A 15,088-nucleotide genomic window follows, 5' to 3' on the forward strand; every position below is an offset into this window, starting at 1 on the left:
AGGCCGCAACGCCTGCGCTAGACTGTCCGAATGGACAAGCCCCGCACTTCCGCATCTTCCGTCTGCAGCCTGGACGAGGCGCCGGACTGCTATCGCGGCTATCTCACGCCGGCCGAGATCGTGGCCGAGCTTGACCGATTGCTGCCGCGCATCCGTGACGACGGGCTTCATGCGGCGCTGAAGGCGATCCGCGACGGGCTGAAGGATACGAAGGCCTAAGCCTTCTGGGGCCTAAGCCTTCTGGCTGTCGGTTTCGCGCGCCAGACGCAAGGGCGGCGCCCTGCCCTGCTTGTCGGCGCCGAAATAGATCGTCTGGTGCGGGAAGGGGATTTCGATTCCCAGTTCGTCGAACCGCTGCTTGATGCGCTTGGTGAATTCGCGGCGCACGCTCCATTGTTGCGCCGGCAGCGTCTTGATGCGGAAGCGCAGCACCACGGCGGAATCGGCAAGCCGGTCCACGCCCCACATTTCCAGATCGTCGAGGATGCGGGCATTCCACTCCGGCTCGGCGCGGAACTCCGCCGCCAGGGCCTTGATCGCCTCGATCGCCTCGTCGACATTCTCACGATAGGAAATCCCCAGATCGAACAAGGCCTGGGCGTAGCCGCGCGTCATGTTCTTGATCTTGGTCACCTCGCTGAACGGGATCACATGCACGACCCCCTCGGTATCGCGCAGGCGGATGGTGCGGATCGAGATATCCTCCACCACGCCGCCATTGCCACCCAGATCGACGATATCGCCGACAGCGATGGTATCTTCAGTCAGGATGAAGATGCCGGTGATCACATCCTTCACCAGTGTCTGCGCGCCGAAGCCGATGGCGAGGCCGACCACGCCGGCGCCGGCCAGCAGCGGCGCGATGTTGATCCCGAGCTCGGACAGCACGATCAGCGCCGCGATCAGGCCCAGTACGATGGAAACCGTGCGGCGCAGCAGCGGCAGCAGGGTACGCGCCCGCGCCGAGCGCGCCGCCGGCTGGCCGGCCGCGCCACCGGTCAGGTAGTATTCGATGCCGGCCGCGACCGCTTCCCACAGCGCGATGGTGACCAGCACCACCAGCAGGATGGTGATGACCCGTGCAATGATGCCGCGTCCGCTTTCGCTGGCAATCCAGGCCAGGGAGTCGATGCCCCAAGCCTGCAGGATCATGATTGTCGCAACCGCATAGAGCAGGACACGGACAACACCAAGCAGCAGCGGCAGGTAGCGGTTGGCCCGATCCTCCAATCCCGGAAACCGCTGTCGCGTTTCCTGGCTGATCGCGAACAGGCGCGCGAAGCCCTTTTCGATCGCGAATTGCAGCAGCCGCCCCCCGGTCAGCACGGCGACAGTCAAGAGCGTGCCCCGCAGGATCAGGCGAAAGCCGCCATCGACCTCGAAAGCCCAGACGCCGTAGGTTGCCACGATATAAAGCAGCGCCAGCACGTGCCAGACATCGCCGATCCGCTGGCGCAGGATCCGCCAGGGCCGCCCGCCCGGCGTTGCCGGTGCGGTATCGGGCGAAGGCCGGCGTCCGCGAATCCATGTTGCCACGGGCTGCCGCAATTGCAGGACCAGCACTGCCAGCAGGGCCGCAAAGGCAAATGCCGCCAGTTTGGCGAGGGTATCGATGGCGTCAGGCGGAATCCGCACCCGCGCGGCCAACAGCACCGTCGCATATCCAATGGCCCCCAGGATCGCCAGCCGGCGCAGCCAGAGCTGGGCATAGGCAGCGCTTTCCTCATCCAGCCGCAGCGGCGCGGTTCCATGCGCCAGCAGCACGTCGCCGAGTATGCCCAGCGCATAAACCGCCACGAAAGCCAGCACCACGATCTGCGCCATGTCGCGCGCGAGGCTGTTGGGCGCCAGCAGGGCGAGGATGCCATAAGCCGCACCGGCGAATACCGCGATCGGAATCAGCGAGATCAATGCCCGCAGCAGAATGAAAAGGATTTGCAGCCACAATGCGGGGGGCGGGGCCTGCGCCGGGCCGTTGCCCGCGAGTTGCAGCGCCGCCAGCGGCCGCCGGATCAGCAGATGCGCCAGAGCCTGCAGCAGCAGCGCAGCAGCCAGGGTCGCGCCCAGCTTCAGCAGGACATCGCTCCACAACGCGCGCCGGCGCGGATCCTCCACCTGCAGCCGCGCCCAGTCTGCCAGGGCGGGCAGATCGGAGAACAGCGCGCCGAAAGCGGCAAAAGCGGAACCGGCGCGCCGCATCTGCGCCATTACGCCATCCACGATGGCCGCGCCGGGATCGTCGCCATCCGCAGACGTGCCGGCTGCATCCTGCACAGCCCCTTCCCGTGCCGCCGCAAGCGCGCGCAGGGCGGCAATCAGTTCCTTGCGTCTGGTTTCATCCTCAAGCTGGCGGGCCAGCACTTCGAAATCGGCCGCGTGCATTTGCCGCTCGGTCTGCCCCGCCGGCGGATCGACCAAGGGGATTCCTGCCTGCGCAAGGACCGGCCCGGACAAACCGGCGGTCAGCAAAAAGAGAAGCGTGAGGATCGTGCGGGCGCGGAGCCGCGATTGCAAAGCCGTCATCCGCCGGATTGTCGCCGGAAATGTGGCATCAGCATGTCGATAACGGCGGCAAATCGCGATAAACGCGCCGCATTTCCGGAACATGACTGGAATATGGGGGAAATGGTGCCCAGGGACGGAATTGAACCGCCGACACGGGGATTTTCAGTCCCCTGCTCTACCAACTGAGCTACCTGGGCCCATCGCGACCGTTGCGGCCCGTCTGGTGTAACAGGGTGGCAACGGCGCGCGGTTATAGACAAAATCCCCCGGCCTGTCCATATCAAGGCGGGACAAATTTGTCCTGTCCGGAAAACGCCTTAAGCCATGCATCCGCCCCCTGTCTCACCGCCTGCCATCCTCGTGGCCGGCCTGACCAAAACATATGGCCATGTCGAGGCCGTAGCCGGGATCGGATTCTCCGTGCCGCAGGGCAGCGTGACCGCGCTGCTGGGCGGCAACGGCGCCGGCAAGACCACCACGCTGGCCATGTTGCTGGGCCTGCTCAAGCCCAGCGCCGGCAGCATTACCGTGCTGGGCACCGACATGCTGCGCAACCGGCATGCCGTGTTGCCGCGGCTGAATTTCTCCTCGCCCTATGTCGACCTGCCGCATCGTCTGACCGTAAGACAGAACCTGCGCGTCTTCGCCCAGCTCTATGATGTGCCGGAGCCCAAGCACAGGATCGCGCAACTGGCCGAGGAACTGGATTTCGCCGCCCTGCTTGACCGTCCGGCCGGAGCGCTCTCGGCGGGGCAGAAGACCCGCGTGGCTCTGGCCAAGGCGCTGATCAACCGCCCCGAGCTGCTGCTGCTCGATGAACCGACCGCCTCGCTGGACCCCGATACCGCCGACTGGGTGCGCGGCCTGCTGGAACGCTATCGCGCCGAGCGCGGCGCCACCATCCTGCTGGCCTCGCACAACATGGCCGAGGTGGAACGGCTTTGCGATCAGGTGCTGATGATGAAGCAGGGCCGGATCGTCGATCGCGGCACGCCGGCCGAACTGGTGGAACGCTATGGCCGCGACAATCTGGAGGAAGTGTTCCTCGACATCGCCCGCGGCCGCGGCAAGGCCTGCGAACCGGTACAGGCGGAGACGGCGGCATGAGCGGCGAGATTTTCGGCTTCAGTCCCAACCGCATCGGCGCCATGCTGAGGCGCCATGCCTATCTGCTGAGCGGCTCGTGGATGCGGATCATCGACATCATCTACTGGCCTGCCGTGCAGATGATCATGTGGGGCTTCCTGACCCAGTTCCTGGCCGGCAAGACCTCCTACGTGGCACAGGCCATCGGCATCCTGCTTGCCGGCCTGATGCTCTGGGATTCGCTGTTCCGCGTGCAACTCAGCGTCGCCATATCCTTTCTGGAGGAAATGTGGTCACGCAATCTGGGCAACCTGTTCGTAAGCCCGCTGCGGCCCAGCGAATTTGCCGCCTCGGTGCTGCTGATGGGCGTGATCCGCACGCTGCTGGGCATGATCCCGGTCAGCCTGATGGCCTGGCTGTTCTTCGACTTTTCGATCTACTCGATGGGTTTCGCGCTGGCCGGCTTTTTCGCCAACCTCACGCTGTTTGGCTGGGCCATCGGCATCGCCGTCTGCGGCCTGGTGATGCGCTATGGGCTGGGCGCGGAGAACATCGCCTGGGCAGCCGCTTTCCTGTTCCTGCCGGTGGCCGCGGTTTATTATCCGGTGACGGTGCTGCCCGGCTGGCTGCAGGCAGTGGCCTGGTCACTGCCGCCGGCCTATGTGTTCGAGGGCATGCGCGCCGTGCTAATCGACGGCACCTTCCGCACCGATCTCATGCTTGGCGCACTGGCGCTCAACCTGGTTTATCTCGGTCTCGGCTTTGCCGCTTTCCTGGGCTGGTTCGAGGCCTCGCGCCGGCGCGGGCAACTGCTGGGACAGGGTGAATAGACGGCACCGGATCAGCTTTCAATTTCCGGTATATGCCCTTGCTGGAGCATGCCGTTGAGGCTGTCATTTCGGTTGATCTGAATCACAGCCTAAACAATTTGTAATGACTAGGAAAAAGCAGTTCTGCGGTATGTGTACCGCGCCCTTCGTCATTTCTCGTCATGCCCAGCCCCAGAAATCCTTCCCGTCAGACCATCAACTCGACCATCATTGGCCTCGTCATCACGGCAGCCTTGGTCGGGTTCATCCTGTTTGGCAGCAAAAGCAGCGCCAGTGCCTACTGGGACCCGGGGAGCCTCGCCATTGTGCTGGGCGGTACGGTAGCCGCGGCCTTCTTGTCCTTTCGTTCGGCGCAACTAGCCAGTATCGGGCGCTCCCTGCTCGCCATATTCCGCGAGGAGCCGCCGCTTGGCCGCGAAGTCGATATATTGGAACAGGTCGCGCTGGCGTTGCAGCGGCATCAGTTGCCCCAGGCTGAAAAAATCGCCAACAGCCTCAACAATCCCTTCCTGCGCCTGGGCCTGCAGCTGGTCATCGACCGGGTTTCCATCGAAGACGTGCATCACCTGCTGAGCTGGCGCATCCAGAAAATGGTCGAACGCGAAACCGCAGAAGCCAAGCTGTTCCGCACCATGGCCGAGTTTGCTCCCGCCTTTGGCATGCTTGGCACCCTGGTGGGATTGGTGGCGATGCTGGGAGAGCTTGGCGGTGGCAACCTGAATGCCATCGGCGAAGGCATGGCTTTGGCGCTGATCACCACGGTATACGGGGTGATACTCGCCAACCTGGTCTTCCGCCCGATCGCCATCAAGCTGGAGCAGCGCACCGCCCAACGCGTGGCGAAGCTGAACATGCTGCTTGAGGGCGTCTCGCTGCTTGCGCTGGGCCGCGGCCCAACCATGGTGCGTGAAGCCATGAACAGTTTCATGCGCGACTACCGGGACGAGATTCATGGCTGATCCCGCGCGCGATCCGGCCACGCCGGCCCGCCGACCGAACTGGCGCAGCATCCCCCATGCGCCGCCCGGCGATGCCGATGGCGGCCATTGGCTTGTCACCTACAGCGATACCGTGACCCTGCTGCTGACCATCTTCGTCGTACTGGTTTCCATGATGACCTTTGTGAAGGCCACTTCCGAGCCGTCGCAACCGGTCCTGCTGCGTCCGGTTTTCGTGCCGGTTCTGACCGCGGATGGAGAATTGCCGACCGATACGGACCCGGACCGCGGTTCCCCAGTTTCACGTCCAACGCTTGCGCCGCCACCGCCGCCCGATTCCGCCGTTGAATCCCGGCTGGTGCCGGGTATTGGCTCGGGTCACGGTGTATTGGAAGAGCCGGCTCTGCCAGAAACGCCGCAGACCTGGGCCAGCCGCACATCGCGTGAACTGGCTGCGCTGCTGGCGCGGGAGGGGCTGGGGCGCAATGCGGTGGTCGAACGCGTCGACCGTCATGTGGTGGTGCGGCTGGGCGACAATATCCTGTTCACCCTCGGCCAGGCGGATCTGCGGCCCGAGGGCGCGGCATTGATGACCCGTCTGGCGCCCAGTCTGGCCCGGCTGAACAGTTTCATCCGCGTCGAAGGCCATACCGATGACCTGCCGATCGCCAACCTCCGTTTTCCCAGCAACTGGGAATTGTCGGCCGGGCGCGCCGCCACCGTGGTGCGCCACCTGATCGCCAGCGGCATGCCGGCCGGACAGCTTGAAGCCGTCGGCTTTGCCGACACCCGGCCGGTGGTGCGCGGCCGCAGCGAAGCCGCGCGGGCCCGCAACCGCCGCGTCAGCCTCGTGATCCTGCCGCCCGACGGACTGCCCTGACGGCCGTCCCTACTGGCCGAATACCAAACCGCCCAGCAGCCTCGCCGGCAGCAGCGTAAACAGGCCCGGGATGATCAGCGCGCCTATAAACAGGCTGATCATCGCCTTGCGATGGGTCGCCACTTTGCCGCGGCGGATAGCGATGACGGCCGCGGGCACCAGGATCAGCACCAACAGGCTCAGGGCGTGTATCGGGCTGAAACTGCCCGATACACCGGTGATCCAGAAGGAACTCACGGCCGCCGTCAGCATCAGCAGAACCCAGAGCCATCCCAGCCGTTTATGCCAGGCCGTGCCCTTGCGGCGGACCAGCATGGCCATGCCCAGCGCCAGCGCCGCCAAGGTGGCGGCGAGGTGGACGTGAATGGCAGGCGGGGCTGCCAGCAAAGGGGCGAAATTCATGGCCCCGAGCATGGCCGCCCCCCTGCAAATCAGCCAGCGGCTTGCTATATAGGTGTGACTCCGATCACCGGATTTCCGGGACTTTTCAACCTTCTCTGAGGGATTCAGGACTTAACCGTGAGCGCCACGATCGCCCTGGTCGACGACGACCGCAATATCCTCACATCGGTTTCCATCGCCCTGGAGGCGGAAGGCTACAAGGTCCGCACCTATAATGACGGTGCCGAGGCCCTGCGCCACCTGACCCAGCAGATGCCCGATCTGGTCATCCTGGATATCAAGATGCCGCGACTGGACGGCATGGAAACCCTGAGCCGGCTGCGTCGCGTCAGTCAGGTGCCGGTGATCTTCCTTACCTCCAAGGATGAGGAGATCGACGAGGTGCTCGGCCTCAAGATGGGCGCCGACGATTACATCACCAAACCGTTCAGCCAGCGCCTGCTGATCGAGCGCATCAAGGCGGTGCTGCGCCGTGCCGAGGGCAGCAAGCCCGGTGCCGAGCAGACATCCGCCGACAAGATGATCGTGCGCGGGCCGCTGTCGCTCGACCCCGCCCGTCACCGCTGCACCTGGAAGGGCGAGGATGTCACGCTGACCGTCACCGAGTTCCTGTTGCTGGAGGCCCTGGCCCAGCGGCCCGGCCACGTGAAGAACCGGGACCAGTTGATGGATGCCGCTTACGACGACAATGTCTACGTGGATGACCGCACCATCGACAGCCACATCAAACGGCTGCGCAAGAAGTTCAAGTCGGTGGACGATAGCTTCGATGCCATCGAGACCCTGTATGGCGTGGGATACCGCTTCAAGGAACAGGCGGCCTGATGCGCGATTGCCGGCGGCGGGAGCGGGACCGTGAGTGAGACCCGCCCGAGGCGGCGGCTGATGTCGCCGCTCACCCGCCGCATTCTGCTGATCAATCTGGCGGCGCCGATCTCGCTGGTGCTCGCGTTTTTCTATCTGGACCAGTTTCGCCTCAGCCTGATCGACAGCCGGCTGACCGCCCTGCGCTACGAAGCCAGCCTGATCGCCGGCGCACTGGGCGAATCCGCCATCAGCCCGTCGGAACTCTCGCCGGCCCTCGAGCCGGAACTGGCGCGCCAGTTGCTGCGCCGCCTGTCGGCGCAATCCAGCGCCCGCGCCCGGTTGTTCGACGCCGAGGGCGAGATGATCGCCGACAGCCGCCTGCTGCTGGCGGCCGGCCGCGGCGTGGTGACGCGCCAATTGCCGCCGCCCAACATAGACACGCCATGGGAAAGGGCGCTGATCGGCATATACGACCAGGTCAACGCCCTGTTCATGACCGCGCTGCATCTGCCGAAATACGTTGAATTGCCTTTCACGCATGCCAACGACTACGGCGAGACGCGCAACGCCCTTGCCGGCGACCAGGACGAGCGGCTGCGCGACCTGGGCGACGGCCGCATCATGCTGTCCGTCGCAGTGCCGGTGCAGGGCCTGCGCAAGGTGGTCGGCGCCCTGATGATGAATGTGGACAGCGCCGAGATCGATGCCCGGGTACGCGAGGAGCGTCTTGGAGTGCTGAAGATTTTCGCCGCGGTGCTGGGGTTCACCGTGCTGGCTTCGCTGTACCTGGCCGGCGCCATCGTACGACCGATCCATCGCCTGGCGGAGGCAGCCGAACGCATCCGTGCCGCCAAGGGCCGCATCGCCCATCTATCGATCCCTGACTTCTCCCGCAGACAAGACGAAATCGGCGATCTGTCTGCGGTGCTGCGCGCCATGACCGCGGCCCTGTCGCAGCGGCTGGACGCCATCGAGCGCTTTGCCGCCGATGTCTCGCACGAGATCAAGAACCCCCTCACCTCGCTGCGCAGCGCAATGGAAACCTTCCGTCGCACCGAAAAGCCGGAGCTGCGCGAGCGCTTGCTGCAGGTGATGCAGGACGACGTGCGCCGCATGGACCGCTTGATCACCGACATTTCCGGTGCATCCAGGCTGGATGCAGAGCTGGCCCGCATCGAGGCCGCGCCGATCGACATCGCCCAGATGCTGCATTCGGTGGTCGAGACCTACGCCGACCGCGCCAAGGGGGATATGCCCAGGATCGATCTGAAGGTGATCGAGCCCGGCCCATACATGGCACCGGGCTTCGAGGGCCGCCTCGGCCAGGTGGCACGCAACCTGATCGACAATGCGATTTCCTTCAGCCCGCCCGGCGGCGTGATCACCGTTGCCGTGCGGCGCGAACCGCGCCATGTGGTGTTCAGCGTCACCGATCAGGGACCGGGCATTCCCGAAGAGAACAGGGAATCGATCTTCGAACGCTTTTACAGCGAACGGCCATCATCCGAGGCCTTCGGCCTGCATTCCGGGCTCGGCCTTTCGATCGCGCGGCAGATCGTGCAGTCGCTGGGCGGCGAGATCTATGCCGATAACCGCGACGACGGGCAGAGCGGCGCGCGCTTTACCGTACGGCTGCCCCTGTAGCCACTCCTGCAATAATCCGCATTAACCAACACCGGATTACCGCTACCCTGTATTGACTCTGCCCGGCGGCCGGCGGCAGTCTGCGCGGCGATGATCAGATTGCATGCAACCTGTGTGGCGATTGCAGGAGAAGCCGTGCTGCTGCGCGGCCCCTCCGGTGCCGGCAAATCGGATCTTGCCCTGCGCCTGATCGATGCCGGAGCGCGGCTGGTCGCCGATGACCAGACCGTGCTGGCCATGCAGGGGGGCCGCCTGATCGCCTCGGCGCCGCCAGCCATTCGCGGCCTGATCGAAATCCGGGGCCTTGGGCCGGTCGCCATGATTCCCGCACCACCCACGCCCGTCGCGCTGGTGGTCGAGCTGGTCGATCCGGCTGAGGTGCCGCGCCTGCCCGAACCGCGTTTCGAAACCCTGCTCGACATTGCCCTGCCGGTACTGGCGCTTGACGCCATCTCGGCCAGCGCGGCCATCAAGGTGAAATGGGCCTTGGCACGGGCCGCGGCCGGGCGACTATTCGAGCCGGCCGAGGCGGAGAATGCCGATCGCGCCAGGACGCGCTGCGAAGGATGAGCGACGCAGCCGTAGAGCCGATCCGCGTCGTCGTTGTCAGCGGATTGTCGGGTGCGGGCAAGACCACCGCACTCAAGCTGCTGGAGGATTTCGGCTACGAAGCGGTCGACAACCTGCCGATCTCGCTGCTGCGCCGGCTCGCCATGGCGGAAGAAAGCGAGGCCGGCGACGTACCGGCCCGCCGCGCCATCGCTGTCGGCGTCGACAGCCGCACGCGTGATTTCCAGCCCGACCGCCTGATCGCCCTGATCGGCGAACTCAAGCAGCGCGCCGATCTGGCCGTGCAGCTCGTGTATTTCGACTGCGAAGACGAAATCCTGCTCAAGCGCTTCACGGCGACGCGCCGGCGCCATCCTCTGGCCGCCGACCGGCCCGTGGCCGATGGCATTGCCGCAGAACGGCATCTGATGAAACCCCTGCAAGCGGAAGCCGATCAGGTGTTCGACACCTCGACTGTCACATTGCCCGAATTGCGACAGCTTCTGGCGGCGCAATTCGCGCTGGACGCCCTGCCCGGCCTCAGTATCATGGTGCTATCGTTCTCCTACAAACTTGGCCTGCCGCGCGAGGCGGATTTGGTGTTCGACGTGCGCTTCCTGCGCAACCCCCATTATGACGAGCAGCTTCGCCCCCAGACCGGGACCGACCCGGCCGTGGAGGCCTATGTCGCCGCCGATCCCGGCTACGTCGATTTTTTCACCAGACTGAACGGCATGATCTCCAGCCTGCTGCCGCGCTACGCTGCCGAGGGCAAGCGCTACCTGACCATTGCCATCGGTTGTACCGGCGGCCGTCACCGCTCGGTGGTGGTTGCAGAGGCGCTGGGCCGGCACTTGCGCGAGGCCGGACAACGTGTCGATATCCGGCACCGCGACCGCGATCTGGCGAACGCCTGAGCGGCATATACGAGGATCCCCAATGACCGGTATCGTCCCAGGATCGGCTGCATGATTGGCATCGTCGTCGTCACGCATGGCCGGCTGGCCGAGGAATTCATCCATGCCACGGAACACGTGGTTGGCCCGCAGAAGAACATGCGGGCCGTCTGCATCGGGCCGGATGACGACATGGAGCAACGCCGCAAGGATATCCTGGCCGCCGTGGCGGCCGTCGAAACCGGCCGCGGCGTGATCGTGCTGACCGACATGTTCGGCGGCACGCCTTCGAACCTTGCCATCTCGATCATGGATCAGGCCAAGGTCGAGGTAATCGCCGGCGTCAACCTGCCGATGCTGATCAAGCTGGCCAGCGTGCGCGCCAAGGCCGATCTGTCGACCGCGGTGAATGCCGGCCAGGAAGCCGGCCGCAAATACATCAACGTGGCTTCCAAGCTGCTCGCCGGGGAATCTGCCTGATGGATGGGGCGATCGCCACCGGAGCGCCGCTGCGGCAGAGCGTGGTGATCCCCAACCAGCGGGGGCTGCATGCCCGCGCAGCGGCCAAGTTCGTCCAGGTCGTCGCCCGTTTCCCCCAGGCCAGGATACAGGTTTCCAAGGATGGCCAGACGGTTAACGGGGAATCCATCATGGGCCTGATGATGCTGGCCGGGACGCAGGGCTCCAGCATCGAAATCACCGTCAGCGGCCCGGAGGCGCCCGCCGCCATGGCCGCCCTGGTCGAACTGGTGGAAGGCAAGTTCGGGGAGTCGGAATAACAGTCCCGTAATCCTATATTCCTATATAAAGATTTATTTATATAACGCTGGACAGGGCCTTCCCGGCCCTGCTATACCGCCGCGCAGTTGTGAAACCGACGTAAGCTGGAGCTGCGGAATGAGCGCGGATTACAAAATCAAGGATATCGGTCTCGCCGATTGGGGCCGCAAGGAACTGGACATGGCTGAGACCGAGATGCCCGGTCTGATGGCCATCCGCGAGGAATTCGGCCAGAAACAGCCGCTGAAGGGGGCCCGCATCGCCGGCTCTCTGCACATGACGATCCAGACCGCCGTGCTGATCGAAACCCTCAAGGCTCTCGGCGCCGACATCCGCTGGGCCTCGTGCAACATCTATTCGACCCAGGACCATGCCGCTGCCGCCATCGCCAAGGCCGGCATCCCGGTCTTCGCCGTGAAGGGCGAGACGCTGGAGGAATACTGGGACTACACCCACAGGATCTTCGAATGGGCCGATGGCGGCACGCCGAACATGATCCTGGACGACGGCGGCGACGCCACCCTGCTGATCCATCTGGGCATCCAGGCCGAGAAGGACGCCTCGGTCATCTCCAAGCCGACCAATGAGGAGGAAACCGTCCTCTTCGCCGCGATCGCCAAGAAGCTGAAGGAGGCGCCGGGCTGGTATTCCAAGATGGGCGCCGCCATCAAGGGCGTGACCGAGGAGACCACCACGGGCGTGCATCGCCTGTACGTGATGGCCAAGGAAGGCCGCCTGCTGTTCCCGGCGATCAACGTGAACGACAGCGTGACCAAGTCGAAATTCGACAACCTGTATGGCTGCCGCGAAAGCCTCGTCGACGGCATCCGCCGTGGCACCGACGTGATGATGGCCGGCAAGGTTGCCGTGGTGGCCGGCTTCGGCGACGTGGGCAAGGGCTCGGCCGCATCCCTGCGCAATGCCGGCTGCCGCGTCATGGTCACCGAGATCGACCCGATCTGCGCCCTGCAGGCGGCGATGGAAGGCTATGAAGTCGTCACCATGGAAGAGGCCGCCCCGAAAGGCGACATCTTCGTCACCGCAACCGGCAATGTTGACGTCATCACGCTGGATCACATGCGCCAGATGAAACACCGCGCGATCGTGTGCAACATCGGTCACTTCGACAGCGAGATCCAGATCGGCGCGCTGAAGAATTACAAATGGCACAACGTCAAGCCGCAGGTGGACGAGATCGAGTTCCCTGACGGCAAGCGCCTGATCGTGCTGTCGGAAGGCCGCCTGGTCAATCTGGGCAATGCGACGGGCCATCCCAGCTTCGTGATGAGCGCCTCCTTCTCCAACCAGGTGCTGGCGCAGATCGAACTGTGGACCAATCCGGGCAAATACCAGAAGCAGGTCTATACCCTGCCCAAGCACCTGGACGAAAAGGTCGCCAGCCTGCATCTGGAGAAGGTCGGCGCCAAACTGACCAAGCTGACCAACCAGCAGGCCAAGTATCTCGGCATCTCGGAAGCCGGCCCGTTCAAGCCGGATCACTACCGCTACTGACGCCCCGCACCCGCGGCGGCGCCTGGCCGTCTGTCGCACAAAGGCCGGATCGCAGCCCGATCCGGCCTTTGCCGTTTTTAACGCCTTGTCATCGGTGGCCGGCCTGCCGATAGTGGCCCGATGGAGGGGATGGCGGACCGATGCCGCTGAACGAATCAATCTGGCTTGGCGTCGTTGCCGGGGCTGCCATAGGCGTGGCCGGCTGGCAGATCCTGCGCGTCCGTCGCCTGTCGGAACAGTTGCAGGCAGCGCTGACGGCCTTCGATATCCGCACCTCCGAGCGCGACAAGGAACGCAAGGCCAGGGCTGCCCTGCAGGATCAGCTGGCCGCCCTGCAGGCCGAGCATGATCGCCAGGGCATCGAGACATCCACCCTGCGCCGCACCGAAGGCGAAGCCAAAGCCCTGCTCGATGCCGCCCCCTTCCCGATCTGGCGCCGAGACGCCAATGGCCGTCTGGTCTGGGTCAATGCCCGCTATGCCCAGTTGGCCGAAACCGACGCCGAAGACGCGGTGAAACGCGGCCTGGAACTGGCATCGGCGCATGACCTGGACCAGCCGCGGGAACTGGCAAAAGCCGCGCTGGCGGCCAACGCCCTGCAGATGCAGGAACGCCGTTTCGTGGCCGAGGGCGACCGGCGCAATTATCGGATCTTTGAACTGCCGGCCGGCCCCGGCACGCTGGGTTTCGGACAGGACATCACGCCCGAGGCCGATGCGCGCGGCCAGTTGCGCCGCCATATGGAAGCCCATATGGAGGTGCTGCGCACCATCTCCACTGCTACCGCGATCTACGGCCCCGACCGGAAGCTGCTGATCTGGAATCGCGCCTATGCCCGGCTGTGGCAGCTCGACGAGGCTTGGCTGGAAACCCGGCCGACCTTCGGCGAGGTGCTGGAGCAGTTGCGGGCCGAGCGCCGCCTGCCGGAGCAGATCGACTGGCAGGCCTACAAGCGCAACCAGCTTGCTCTGTTCACCACCGTGATCGAGCGCCAGGAGGAGCTGATCCACCTGCCGGACGGCTCCACGCTCAGGCTGGTGATCAGTGCCTATCCCTCCGGCGGCCTGCTGTTCGCCTATGACGACGTCACCCGGCAGCTCACGCTGGAACGCGCCACCAATACGATGATCGCGGTGCAGCGTGCCACGCTGGACAATCTCTACGAAGCCGTCGTGGTCTACGGCTCGGATGGCCGGCTGTCGCTCTACAACCGCGCCTTTGCCCAGCTCTGGCAGATCGACCCCGACCTGCTCAATCGCCAGCCGCACATCACCGAAGTGCTGGAAGCGGCCCGGCCGCTCATGCAGCGCGGGCCGGACTGGAACCAGATGCGCGAACGCCTGGTCGACAGCTTCGCCAGCCGCAAGGCCAGCCGCGGCCGGCTGGAACGCGGCGACGGCGCCGTGATCGACTATGCCTCGGTGCCGCTGCCCGACGGTGCGGTGCTTTACACCTACCTCGATGTCAGCGCCAGCATCCGCATCGAACGCGCCCTGCGAGAACGCAACGAGGCGCTGGAACGCACCGACCGCATGAATGCAGCCTTCATCAGCAACATCACGCACGACCTGCGCTCGCCGCTCGGCACGCTGATCAGCATGACGGAGGTTCTGGCGCAGGGCATCCTGGGTCCGATGAATGCGCGGCAGGAGGAGTATTGCAGCGACATCATGCGCACCTCGCGCGATCTGCTGCGCCTGCTGGATGACATCATCGCCATCGCGACAATCGAGGTCGGCCAGATGGCGCTGGAGCCGGCCGCGCTGAAACTGGACGTCCTGTGGCGAGAGGATGCCGCCCAGTGGCAGGAGCTGGCCGAGCGCCGCGCCATCGCCGTCGACCTACCCGATCTGGTGCCCGACAGCGTCGTAACCGGCGACAGCCAGCGCCTGCGCCAGGCGCTCGACAGCGTGATGGCGGCCGCGTTGGACGGCACGCCGCAAGGCGGGCGCGTCACGATCCAGGTGGCGCGCGATGGCGATGCCCTGCTGGGGCTGCGCATCGAATGCCATAGCGGCGGGCTCAGCCCGGTCCAGCCGCGCGAGGTCTTTGCCGATCTGGTCGATGCATCCGAACCGCGGCATGCCCGCGCCAATCTCTCGCTGGTAGTTGCCCGCGGCCTGTTCGACCTGCATGGCGCCAGACTCCGGCAGGATGTCGCCGGAGATGGCAGGCAGGCGGTGGAAATTCTGCTGCCCTGCCGGGCGCCAGAGGCCGAGCGCCAGATTGCGGCGCTGTCCGCCCGTCAGTAGAGTGCCG

Annotated in this window: 15 protein-coding genes and 1 tRNA gene; 13 read left to right on the forward strand and 3 right to left on the reverse strand. The window is 65.0% G+C overall.

Annotated elements, in window-relative coordinates:
• Nucleotides 1-30: 30 nt before the first annotated feature.
• Complete coding sequence (locus ACK4FK_RS15880; protein ID WP_409746150.1) at nucleotides 31-219, forward strand: hypothetical protein; 189 nt, start codon at nucleotides 31-33, stop codon at nucleotides 217-219.
• 12 nt (nucleotides 220-231) lie between these two features.
• On the opposite strand, the gene ACK4FK_RS15885 is transcribed toward ACK4FK_RS15880, so the two are convergent.
• Both ACK4FK_RS15885 and ACK4FK_RS15890 read right to left on the reverse strand, forming a co-directional pair.
• Nucleotides 232-2,418: a mechanosensitive ion channel family protein gene (locus ACK4FK_RS15885; protein WP_409746151.1), complete on the reverse strand. Its 2,187-nt coding sequence runs from the start codon at nucleotides 2,416-2,418 to the stop codon at nucleotides 232-234.
• A 208-nt stretch (nucleotides 2,419-2,626) separates the two neighbouring features.
• Nucleotides 2,627-2,702 (reverse strand) — tRNA-Phe (locus ACK4FK_RS15890).
• Nucleotides 2,703-2,829: 127 nt separating this feature from the next.
• Between ACK4FK_RS15890 and ACK4FK_RS15895 the strand changes: the two genes are divergently transcribed.
• The 4 genes from ACK4FK_RS15895 (at nucleotide 2,830) to ACK4FK_RS15910 (ending at nucleotide 6,239) form a co-directional block, all read left to right on the forward strand.
• Entirely contained in the window at nucleotides 2,830-3,612 is a 783-nt protein-coding gene (locus ACK4FK_RS15895) for an ABC transporter ATP-binding protein (RefSeq protein ID WP_409746152.1), read from the forward strand.
• The gene (locus ACK4FK_RS15900; protein ID WP_409746153.1) at nucleotides 3,609-4,421 is read left to right on the forward strand and encodes an ABC transporter permease; all 813 of its coding nucleotides are present in this window, start codon (nucleotides 3,609-3,611) and stop codon (nucleotides 4,419-4,421) included. The genes ACK4FK_RS15895 and ACK4FK_RS15900 overlap by 4 nt, the downstream gene beginning before the upstream one ends.
• Before the next feature lie 161 nt (nucleotides 4,422-4,582).
• Nucleotides 4,583-5,380 carry a motility protein A gene (locus ACK4FK_RS15905; protein WP_409746154.1) on the forward strand — a complete coding sequence of 266 codons (798 nt, stop codon included), beginning with the start codon at nucleotides 4,583-4,585 and terminating at the stop codon, nucleotides 5,378-5,380.
• Entirely contained in the window at nucleotides 5,373-6,239 is an 867-nt protein-coding gene (locus tag ACK4FK_RS15910) for an OmpA family protein (RefSeq protein ID WP_409746155.1), read from the forward strand. Before ACK4FK_RS15905 ends, ACK4FK_RS15910 begins: the two co-directional genes overlap by 8 nt.
• A gap of 9 nt (nucleotides 6,240-6,248) precedes the next feature.
• On the opposite strand, the gene ACK4FK_RS15915 is transcribed toward ACK4FK_RS15910, so the two are convergent.
• Nucleotides 6,249-6,653 carry a DUF2306 domain-containing protein gene (locus ACK4FK_RS15915; protein WP_409746156.1) on the reverse strand — a complete coding sequence of 135 codons (405 nt, stop codon included), beginning with the start codon at nucleotides 6,651-6,653 and terminating at the stop codon, nucleotides 6,249-6,251.
• A gap of 105 nt (nucleotides 6,654-6,758) precedes the next feature.
• Here ACK4FK_RS15915 and ACK4FK_RS15920 point away from each other — a divergent pair, with 105 nt between their 5' ends.
• The 8 genes from ACK4FK_RS15920 to ACK4FK_RS15955 all read left to right on the forward strand — a co-directional run bounded on the left by ACK4FK_RS15920 (nucleotide 6,759) and on the right by ACK4FK_RS15955 (nucleotide 15,081).
• A complete protein-coding gene (locus ACK4FK_RS15920) occupies nucleotides 6,759-7,466 on the forward strand; it encodes a response regulator transcription factor (RefSeq protein ID WP_409746157.1) in 708 nt (235 codons plus the stop codon).
• A 30-nt stretch (nucleotides 7,467-7,496) separates the two neighbouring features.
• The gene (locus ACK4FK_RS15925) at nucleotides 7,497-9,092 is read left to right on the forward strand and encodes a stimulus-sensing domain-containing protein (protein ID WP_409746158.1); all 1,596 of its coding nucleotides are present in this window, start codon (nucleotides 7,497-7,499) and stop codon (nucleotides 9,090-9,092) included.
• 90 nt (nucleotides 9,093-9,182) lie between these two features.
• Nucleotides 9,183-9,662, forward strand: a complete 480-nt coding sequence (locus tag ACK4FK_RS15930; RefSeq protein ID WP_409746159.1) for an HPr kinase/phosphorylase — start codon at nucleotides 9,183-9,185, stop codon at nucleotides 9,660-9,662.
• The gene (gene rapZ, locus ACK4FK_RS15935; protein WP_409746160.1) at nucleotides 9,659-10,558 is read left to right on the forward strand and encodes an RNase adapter RapZ; all 900 of its coding nucleotides are present in this window, start codon (nucleotides 9,659-9,661) and stop codon (nucleotides 10,556-10,558) included. The genes ACK4FK_RS15930 and rapZ overlap by 4 nt, the downstream gene beginning before the upstream one ends.
• A 51-nt stretch (nucleotides 10,559-10,609) precedes the next feature.
• Nucleotides 10,610-11,017: a PTS sugar transporter subunit IIA gene (locus ACK4FK_RS15940; protein ID WP_409746161.1), complete on the forward strand. Its 408-nt coding sequence runs from the start codon at nucleotides 10,610-10,612 to the stop codon at nucleotides 11,015-11,017.
• The gene (locus ACK4FK_RS15945; RefSeq protein WP_409746162.1) at nucleotides 11,017-11,316 is read left to right on the forward strand and encodes an HPr family phosphocarrier protein; all 300 of its coding nucleotides are present in this window, start codon (nucleotides 11,017-11,019) and stop codon (nucleotides 11,314-11,316) included. The genes ACK4FK_RS15940 and ACK4FK_RS15945 overlap by 1 nt, the downstream gene beginning before the upstream one ends.
• A 118-nt stretch (nucleotides 11,317-11,434) precedes the next feature.
• Nucleotides 11,435-12,829, forward strand: a complete 1,395-nt coding sequence (ahcY, locus tag ACK4FK_RS15950) for an adenosylhomocysteinase (RefSeq protein WP_409746163.1) — start codon at nucleotides 11,435-11,437, stop codon at nucleotides 12,827-12,829.
• Nucleotides 12,830-12,969: 140 nt separating this feature from the next.
• Nucleotides 12,970-15,081 carry a PAS-domain containing protein gene (locus tag ACK4FK_RS15955; RefSeq protein ID WP_409746164.1) on the forward strand — a complete coding sequence of 704 codons (2,112 nt, stop codon included), beginning with the start codon at nucleotides 12,970-12,972 and terminating at the stop codon, nucleotides 15,079-15,081.
• The last annotated feature ends 7 nt before the right edge of the window (nucleotides 15,082-15,088 follow it).

Source organism: Ferrovibrio sp. (assembly GCF_046297895.1).
Classification (GTDB): Bacteria; Pseudomonadota; Alphaproteobacteria; order Ferrovibrionales; family Ferrovibrionaceae; genus Ferrovibrio.